This window comes from Streptomyces triticirhizae, assembly GCF_003696235.1.
GTDB lineage: Bacteria > Actinomycetota > Actinomycetes > Streptomycetales > Streptomycetaceae > Streptomyces > Streptomyces triticirhizae.
This window is the reverse complement of record NZ_RFFJ01000049.1, coordinates 24,951-32,674: the sequence shown is the minus strand read 5'-3', so window position 1 is coordinate 32,674 and position 7,724 is coordinate 24,951. Positions and strand designations below refer to the sequence as shown.

Below are 7,724 nucleotides of genomic sequence, written 5' to 3'. Positions count from 1 at the left end.
GGCCGCCGCCGCGCGGGCCTCGACGTCCCGGGCGTGGGCCCGGGCCGCCCGGGCGTCGGCCTCGGCGGCGCGCAGCCGACGCAGGTCACGGGCGCGCGACCACAGCGCGCCAACGAACACCGCCAGCGCGACCGTCAGCGCCGCGAGCACCACCCCCGTCATGAGTCCTCCGTCTCACCGGTCCGTTCCGGCCGGCGCCCACCTCGACCCGCTCAGCCGCCGGACCTCAACTCATGGGCCAGCAAGGCGACTTCGGTCATCACTTCGAGAATGCCGGGCCGCTGGGTGCCATCGAGGTGACGGTACTCGGTGCCGATGGTCACCACCAGCCGCTCAGGCAACTCCAGTTCCGGAGCGATTCCTTCCGCGATCACCCGGCGCGCGGCCTCGGGAGCCGGCACCCCCGCCGCGTGCAGCGCGTGGGCGCGCTCCCGCACCTGCTCCAGATACGCGATGTGCGCGCGGACCCCGGCCCGGTCCAGCACCGGGCCGTGGCCGGGAACGAACACCTCGGCCTCGGTGGCCAACACCCGCTCACAGGCGGCGACGACCCCGCTCAACGGGCCGGCCCAGTGCACCGGGTGGTCCCCGGGCCGCTCCGGCGTGGAGGCGAAGACCACGTCCCCGGTGAACACCACGCGCTGCGCCGGCAGATGGACGATGAGGTCGCCCGAGGTGTGCGCCGGGTCCAGGGAGAACAGCCGCACCGGGTAGTCGCCGACGGACAGCTCCAGCTCGCCGGTGAAGAAGGTGTGCGGCTGGACCGGCTCCGTGGTCGCCCAGTCGAACACCCCGAAGTGGCGCCGCAGATACGCCCCCAGCGGGGTCTCCGGGTCGCTGCCGACCACCAGCGCGTGCAGCTGCTGGGGCGGCGGCTCGAAGCACATCTGGTCGCGCGCGCCCCGGGTGACGATGATCTCCGCCTCGGGAACGACCCCGGCGCCCCAGTAGTGGTCGCCGTTGCCATGGGTGACGACCACCCGGTCGATGGCCACCCCCTCCGGCAACAGCGCCCGGCTGCGGTCGAGGAACTCGCCCGCGAGCACCGGGTCGTAGGGGGTGTCGATCCACAGCGCGGTGCGGGGCGAGATCAACAGGCCGCAGTTCGCCAGCCCCCAGCCACGCCGGGGAGGCAGCCACGCGTGGAGGTCCTTGCTTATCTCGGACACGGTCCAGTCCCTGGTCGTCATGGTTCGTGATTATGCCGTCACCGGCTGACAGCGGAACCCGCCCATGATCCGGAAGGTTTCCGGAAGTTTTCGGTGAGATTCCTGCGGACTCTCGGCACGAGAGACGGAACCCGCCCGTCAACCCTGCGGCAACGCCTCGCCGTTGAGCCACTGACCAGCGATCACCGCCATGGGGGCGCTCCCATCCGCGCGGGAATTTCTTCCGGGAACCTTGCGGTAACTGTTGACAGCCCGACAGCTCCAGAGCATTGTCATGGCATCGACAGCGGGTCGTTGGCCGGCCAACACCCCGTCGATCCGGGCCACTTCACCGTGTGCCCGGCCTCTCCGGTCGCGGGCCGCACGACGACCGGCCAAGCCCCGCCGCGTTGCCCGGGACGTCAACGCGCGGTCGGCCGCGACCCGCCCCCGCGCGGGTAGCGGCCGGGGTCGCCTCGCGCCGCCTGGCCACCGCCAGCCTTCACACAGGGAGAACGGCATGGACATGAGCAACCGCAGGGACGGGAACGGGGACCCGAGCAGGGACGAAGCCCCCACCCCCAGGATCAGCCGCAGGACCCTCATCGGCGGCGCCGGCGCCCTGGCGCTGGCCTCCGCCTCGGTGCTGACGCTGCCCGGCACCGCGCAGGCGCAGACCATCACGGACAACCAGGAGGGCACCCACAACGGCTACTACTTCTCGTTCTGGACCGACTCGAACGGAACCGTCTCCATGACCATGGGGAACGGCGGCCAGTACAGCACCCAGTGGAGCAACACCGGCAACTTCGTCTGCGGCAAGGGCTGGGCCAACGGCAGCCGCCGCACGGTGAACTACTCCGGCTCCTTCAACCCGTCCGGCAACGGCTACCTGTGCCTCTACGGCTGGACGTCCAACCCGCTCGTCGAGTACTACATCGTGGACAGCTGGGGCACCTACCGGCCCACCGGTGATCACCGGGGCACGGTCAACGCCGACGGCGGAACGTACGACATCTACCACACGATGCGCTACAACGCCCCGTCGGTCGAGGGCACCCAGACCTTCCCGCAGTACTGGTCGACGCGGCAGTCGAAGCGGGTCGGCGGCTCGATCAACACCGGCGCCCACTTCGACGCCTGGGCCAACGCGGGCATGAACCTCGGTGACTTCCGCTACTACATGATCATGGCGACCGAGGGCTACCAGAGCAGCGGCAACTCCAACATCACGGTGAGCTGAGGCGCGTTCGGAGAACGGCGGGCCGAGGCGCGTTCGGAGAACGGCGGGGCGAAGAGCCCGGTGAGCGGCGGGCGTTCGGCCCGTTGAGGGCCTCGGGGGCAACCCCGGGGGTGTGTGCGGGTGGCGCGGCGGCCCAGGTCGCCGCGCCACTTCCCCGCCGGGCGGCGTTCGCGGCGGGCTGTGTTCGCGGGCGGGCGGTGTTCGCGGGCGGGCGGTGTGCCCGGTCAGGGCGCGGACGGGGTCGGCGGGTTGGGCCGGGTGGCCGTGGCGCGGGCGAAGCGGGCGGCCCAGGAGGCGACGGCGGCGTGGAGTTCGGGCGGATGGACGACCCGGAACTCGGCCTCCAGGGCGCCGAGCATCATCAGCGGCCACTCCAGGGAGTTGACGCTCATCCGCACCCGGGAGCGTTCGGGGTCGATCTCCTCCACCGTGCTCCAGCGGCCGATGCGGCCGCGCACGGTCGCGGCCGGCGCCTCGACGACGGCCTCCACCTCGTACGGCGCGGACGGCTCGCTGAACCGGGCCCGCACAAACGCGGCCGCGTCCTCCGCCGGCAGCTCGCGTGGCCGGAACCGGCCGCCGTCGGCCACGGGGCGGGTCAGCCGGTCGAGGCGGAAGACGCGCCAGTCCTGCCGGTCCAGGTCGTGGGCGACCAGATACCAGCGGCGGCCCAGGGAGACCAACCGGTGCGGCTCGACCCGCCGTTGGGACCGGCGGTCGTCGCCCGCCGTGTAGTCGAAGGTGAGCCGCTCGTTGTCCCGGCAGGCCAACGCCACCACCGTCAGCGCGGCCGGATCGACGGCCGCCGGGCCGGCGCCGCCCCACTCCGCCGCCTCGGTCACCGCGCGCAGCGCCTCCACCCTGCGCCGCAGCCGGGCCGGCATCACCCGCGCCACCTTGGCCAGCGCCCGCACCGAGGACTCGGCGATGCCCTCCACCGCGCCCTGGGCGGCGATGTGCAGGCCGATGGCCAGGGCGACGGCCTCGTCGTCGTCGATCACCAGGGGCGGCAACGCGGCGCCTGCGGCCAGTTGGTAGCCGCCCTCGACGCCGCGCCGCGCCTCGACCGGGTAGCCCAACTCCCGCAGCCGGTCGACGTCGCGGCGCAGGGTGCGGGCGGACACCCCCAGCCGCTCGGCCAGTTCGGTTCCCGACCAGTGGCGGTGGTTCTGGAGGAGGGACAGGAGCCGCAGGGTCCGGGTGCTGGTGTTGGCCATGTGTCCACAGTCTTCCGAGGATTGCGGACAGAAAGTGACCGCTAGGACTTCTAGTCTGATCACAGATCGGCGGAAACGAAAAGCCCCGGCGCCCGACCGTGGAAGGCGGAAGACCCATGACCACCTCGCAGCAGACCACCCCGGAGCAGACCACCCCGACGACGGGCGGCCCGGAGCCGACCGGCTCGGACGCGGGACGGGTGCTCGACGGGGAACGGGCCAACCTGCTGGAGACGCTCGCCCACCAGCGGCACTTCCTCCGGTTCACCACGCGGGGGCTCAGCGACGATCAGGCCAGGCAGCGAACCACCGCGAGCGAACTGACCCTGGGCGGCCTCGTCAAGCATGTGAGCGCCACCGAGCGGAACTGGGCCGAGTTCATCGTGGAGGGCCCCTCGGCGCTGGGCGACTTCTCCGCCATGACCGAGGAGGACTTCGCCCAACGGGCCGACGAGTTCCGGCTGCTGCCCGAGGAGACCCTGGCGGGGGTGCTGGCGGAGTACGCCGAAGTGGCCCGACGCACCGACGAGTTGGTCGCCACCCTGGAGGACCTGAACGTCTCGCACCCGCTGCCGTCGGCGCCCTGGTTCGAGGAGGACAAGCGCTGGTCGGCCCGGCGGGTCCTGCTGCACATCATCGGCGAGACGTCCCAGCACGCCGGCCACGCCGACATCATCCGCGAGTCCCTGGACGGCGCGCTGAGCATGGCCTGAACGGGCTCCCGCGCCTCGACTCCGCCGCCGCGCACCGGAGTTGAGCCCGGCCGCACGGGCGGAAAGGCACGGGCGGGGTGGTCCAACGGCCGCGTCGGCGGGGAGGCCCGGCGGTCGAGTCGACGGAAAGGCCCCGGCGGTCGGGTCAGCGGACGATGGTCTGGATCTCCTGGACCTCGACGTCCTGGGCGGTGGTGTAGGTCCCGTCCGGCAGGTCGCCGCCGGTGCCGCCCGAGCCCTGCCAGGCGACGCTCCAGGTCAGGCCGGCGGAGAGCTGGTAGGGGCCGGTGGCGTGGGTGGCGCGGAGATAGGTGACCCCGCAGGGCGGCGCCTGTTCGGGGGCCCCGCCGGGGAAGGGCGTGCCGATGGCGCCGCCGTCGCCGGTCGGGCAGGTGCCGGAGGACGGGTGGAGCGAGGCGTCCTCGGTGCCGGGGCGGATCGTGAGGGCGCTGGGCTCGGCGCGGGTGGTGGCCCAGATGTCGTAGCCCTCGACCTGGGCGGTGACCTCGACCGGCTGGTAGTCCGCCGCGTCGAGCCAGATCCAGGTGGGCAGGTTGACGGTGTGCTCGGCCTCCGGGTTGGTCTCGATCGCGGTCTCCGGCACCCGGGTGTTGGCATAGGCCAGCTCGGCCAACAGCTCGGGCGTGGGAACGCCCGGGATGTCGGGCGGGGCGTCGCCGAAGTCCACCCAGAACGTCGGCTCGTCGCAGGCCAGTTGGCCCTCGTGGTCGTTGGACGCCGTGTTGATCACGCTGGTCCACCACATGCCCTCGCCCTCGCGGTCGAGGTTGTGGTCGTTGTACTCGCTGTCCTCGCCGTACGCCTCCTCGTGCATCCGCGCGGCCTCGCCCTTGCCGGAGTGCAGCGGGGTGTTGTTCAGGTAGTCCTCGAAGCTCTGCTTGAACTCGGTGGGCGTGTAGGTGGGGGCGTAGTAGCAGGGCGGTGGCGTCCAGGAGGTGTCGGCGCTGCTGATCGGCCCGCCGCCGCCTGTGTTGCCGCCGCGCGTGGTGATGGTGATGCCGGCGTGGGCGCTCAGGCCACGGTCGTCGCCGCCGCCCTGGCCTGAGGTGTCCTCGGTGTTCCTGTTGAAGCGGCCCCGGTTCTCCTCCTCGGCCGACGCCTGTGGCGCGTGGGCGAGTTGGGCGGCGAGCAGCGCGCCCAGGGTGAACAGGAGCGCGGCGGCGGGTCGGGGGCGCCCCGGGCTCCGGGCAGCGGTGCGTCCCTCATCCGGTAGGGGGTGCTGGCTCAACATCTGTCCGTCTCCGGGTCGGCCACTGCCTCGGTGGTCTGCCACACTCCGGCCTCGTTCCGGTCCAGCTGGGTCAGGTAGTGGACCCTCGCGGTCACGCCGGAGTCGGGATCGACCTCGCCGGTGCTGCGGACGGTGGTCAGGGACTCGCTGGCATCGATGCAGTAGCGGACCGTCGCGCGGCCGGCCTCCTCGTCGACGGTCACCTCCCGGTCGTAGTAACGGGTGGTGCCGGTAAAGCTCTCGTCGTTCTCGACGAGGGACTCGATCCACTCGACCGCCGAGGTCAACGCCTCGCCGGAGGAGTAGAAGCCGAGCGCGGGGCGCTCCAGGTCGCCGCTGGTGATGGCCTCGTCGAGGGAGTTGACCCGACGCTCGTGGTCGGCCAGCACGGCCAACTCCACGGGGTCGTCGGTGGCGACCTCCTCGAAGACGTTGGTCACCTCGTCGGGCAACGCGATCTCGGGCCGCTCGATGCCGTCGTCCGGGGTGGCGCCCTCGTCCTCCCTCTCGGCCTCCGGGGATTCGCCGGCCGCGTCAACGCCCGGGATCTCCTCCTCGCCGCCGTCGTCCCCGCCGCAGGCGGTGAGCAGCAGGGAGGCCGTCGCCAGGCCGACGACGAGAGCGAGTCGCGGTCGTGTTCGGCGCTTCACGGCGGCTCCGGGGATGGCTGAGAGCAGGTTCCCCGTTCAGCTTACGAAGCGACCGTCGCCCCGGGGAGGGTTCAAACAGGTTGAGAACGGGGTGAGTTCCGGGTGCCCCTCGCCACGGGGGCGGGCCCGGGCCGCCTCCGTGGTGGACCCGGGGGCCCAACCGGTCCGGGCCGGTGCGCTCCGGGGCCGCTCGTCACCGCAGCAGGGCCGGCCATTCGGGGGCACTGGCGATGGCGCGCAACGTCTCCGTGCTGAAGGGCAACGTGGAAGCGGCCCTGGGGGTGACATAGATGTCGATCGACGCGCCGTCGGGGTAGTAGACGTCGGCATAGACGCCCCGCTCCGATGGGCCGGTCGGGCAGATGTCCACTCGGGTGGAGTCCTCCAGGAACTCGGAGACGCAGGCCGGGTCCTGCCCCTCGCTCCCGCCGCCGAAGCTGCCCGGCGGGTAGGTGTTGATCTCGACATTGGCCACGTCGGTCCCGTTGCTGACGGCCAGGGAGGCGCTGCCCGGATCGTTCGACGGGACATCGGTGATGTCCAGCCCCTCGGGCGCCAACGCGCGGAAGAGGGCCTGGAGATCGGCGGGCGGAACGTCCACCGTGATCACGCCGGCGTCGCTCCCGACGGTGTCGTCGAACTCCTCCGGGGCGCCATGCAGCGCGTCCGCCCGGTCGAAGAGCCCCTCCCAGACGGGAGCCTCGCTGAGCCGTATCAACTCGGTCTCGCTGAGCGGCGGAACCGTGTTCTCCGGGAGCGCCCCGGGCTCCTCGGCCGAGAGGGAGACGGACAGCTGCCGCATCCCCTCGTCCGAACCCCAACGGGTGGGGGACTCCACCCACACGGTCCAGGAAGGGTAGGCGCCCGCCTTGCCCAGGCCGTCCTCGTCACTGACCTGCTCGCGCTCCAGGAGGGTCCGCACCGAGCCGTCCGCCAACTGGGCCTCCTCGCAGCGCATTCCCTCCTCGGCGTCCGCCTCCGTGCAGCCCGTCTCGAACGCGTCCTCGTCCGTCTGCCAGCGGGCGAGCGTCACATTGAGGACGAAGGCGACGTCCCCCGTGCTGACCCTTGCGGAGACGCTGGGGTCCCCCGAGCGGTTGACGCCGACCGCCTGCGTCCGGGAGACCGAGACCTCGTCGGGGAGCAGCTCCGTGAGGGCGGCGATCAGCTCGGCGTCGGTCTCGGGGACGGCGGCGGCCGCGGGCGTCTCCTCGCCGCCCCGGTCGTCCGCGCGGCCGATGCCGCCGGGGAGTTGGGCGGCGAACACGGCGATCCCGGCGACGGCCAGGGCGCCGGTGACGGTGGCCGCCCGCCTGCGCCACAGCCTGGCCCGGCCGCGTCGCAGGCCGTGCTCCGCGAGAACCCCAGGGACGGGGGGCTCGAACCGGCTGCCGGCCTCGCGCAGCGTGGCGGCCAACTCCCGCTCGAACGGGGTCGGTTCGGAGGAGTTTGACTCGAAGGAGGTCGGTCGGTCGGTGCCTGGCTCGTTGGTCATGGAGAG

The 7,724-nt window shown here is 72.4% G+C and carries 7 protein-coding genes; 2 read left to right on the top strand and 5 right to left on the bottom strand.

Annotated elements, in window-relative coordinates; genetic code table 11:
• Window positions 1-212: 212 nt before the first annotated feature.
• Window positions 213-1,190, bottom strand: coding sequence for an MBL fold metallo-hydrolase (locus EBN88_RS11665; RefSeq protein WP_122183767.1), 978 nt, complete (start codon window positions 1,188-1,190; stop codon window positions 213-215).
• 484 nt (window positions 1,191-1,674) lie between these two features.
• Here EBN88_RS11665 and EBN88_RS11660 point away from each other — a divergent pair, with 484 nt between their 5' ends.
• The gene (locus EBN88_RS11660; RefSeq protein ID WP_122183770.1) at window positions 1,675-2,391 is read left to right on the top strand and encodes a glycoside hydrolase family 11 protein; all 717 of its coding nucleotides are present in this window, start codon (window positions 1,675-1,677) and stop codon (window positions 2,389-2,391) included.
• Between the two features lie 224 nt (window positions 2,392-2,615).
• Here EBN88_RS11660 and EBN88_RS11655 read toward each other — a convergent pair whose 3' ends face one another.
• Complete coding sequence (locus EBN88_RS11655) at window positions 2,616-3,608, bottom strand: helix-turn-helix transcriptional regulator (RefSeq protein WP_122183766.1); 993 nt, start codon at window positions 3,606-3,608, stop codon at window positions 2,616-2,618.
• A gap of 116 nt (window positions 3,609-3,724) precedes the next feature.
• On the opposite strand from EBN88_RS11655, the gene EBN88_RS11650 reads away from it, so the two are divergent.
• A complete protein-coding gene (locus EBN88_RS11650) occupies window positions 3,725-4,321 on the top strand; it encodes a DinB family protein (protein ID WP_122183765.1) in 597 nt (198 codons plus the stop codon).
• 145 nt (window positions 4,322-4,466) lie between these two features.
• Here EBN88_RS11650 and EBN88_RS11645 read toward each other — a convergent pair whose 3' ends face one another.
• From EBN88_RS11645 to EBN88_RS11635, 3 genes are all read right to left on the bottom strand, one after another.
• Window positions 4,467-5,573: a hypothetical protein gene (locus EBN88_RS11645; protein WP_122183764.1), complete on the bottom strand. Its 1,107-nt coding sequence runs from the start codon at window positions 5,571-5,573 to the stop codon at window positions 4,467-4,469.
• Window positions 5,567-6,223: a hypothetical protein gene (locus EBN88_RS11640; protein ID WP_122183763.1), complete on the bottom strand. Its 657-nt coding sequence runs from the start codon at window positions 6,221-6,223 to the stop codon at window positions 5,567-5,569. Before EBN88_RS11640 ends, EBN88_RS11645 begins: the two co-directional genes overlap by 7 nt.
• A 193-nt stretch (window positions 6,224-6,416) precedes the next feature.
• Window positions 6,417-7,718, bottom strand: coding sequence for a hypothetical protein (locus EBN88_RS11635; RefSeq protein WP_122183762.1), 1,302 nt, complete (start codon window positions 7,716-7,718; stop codon window positions 6,417-6,419).
• Window positions 7,719-7,724 lie beyond the last annotated feature (6 nt).

Excerpts from the sequence above, each read along its gene's own strand:
- EBN88_RS11635 (WP_122183762.1), bottom strand. The coding sequence starts at position 7,718 with ATGACCAACGAGCCAGGCACCGACCGACCGACCTCCTTCGAGTCAAAC.
- EBN88_RS11650 (WP_122183765.1), top strand. The coding sequence starts at position 3,725 with ATGACCACCTCGCAGCAGACCACCCCGGAGCAGACCACCCCGACGACG.
- EBN88_RS11655 (WP_122183766.1), bottom strand. The coding sequence starts at position 3,608 with ATGGCCAACACCAGCACCCGGACCCTGCGGCTCCTGTCCCTCCTCCAG.
- EBN88_RS11660 (WP_122183770.1), top strand. The coding sequence starts at position 1,675 with ATGAGCAACCGCAGGGACGGGAACGGGGACCCGAGCAGGGACGAAGCC.
- EBN88_RS11645 (WP_122183764.1), bottom strand. The coding sequence starts at position 5,573 with ATGTTGAGCCAGCACCCCCTACCGGATGAGGGACGCACCGCTGCCCGG.
- EBN88_RS11665 (WP_122183767.1), bottom strand. The coding sequence starts at position 1,190 with ATGACGACCAGGGACTGGACCGTGTCCGAGATAAGCAAGGACCTCCAC.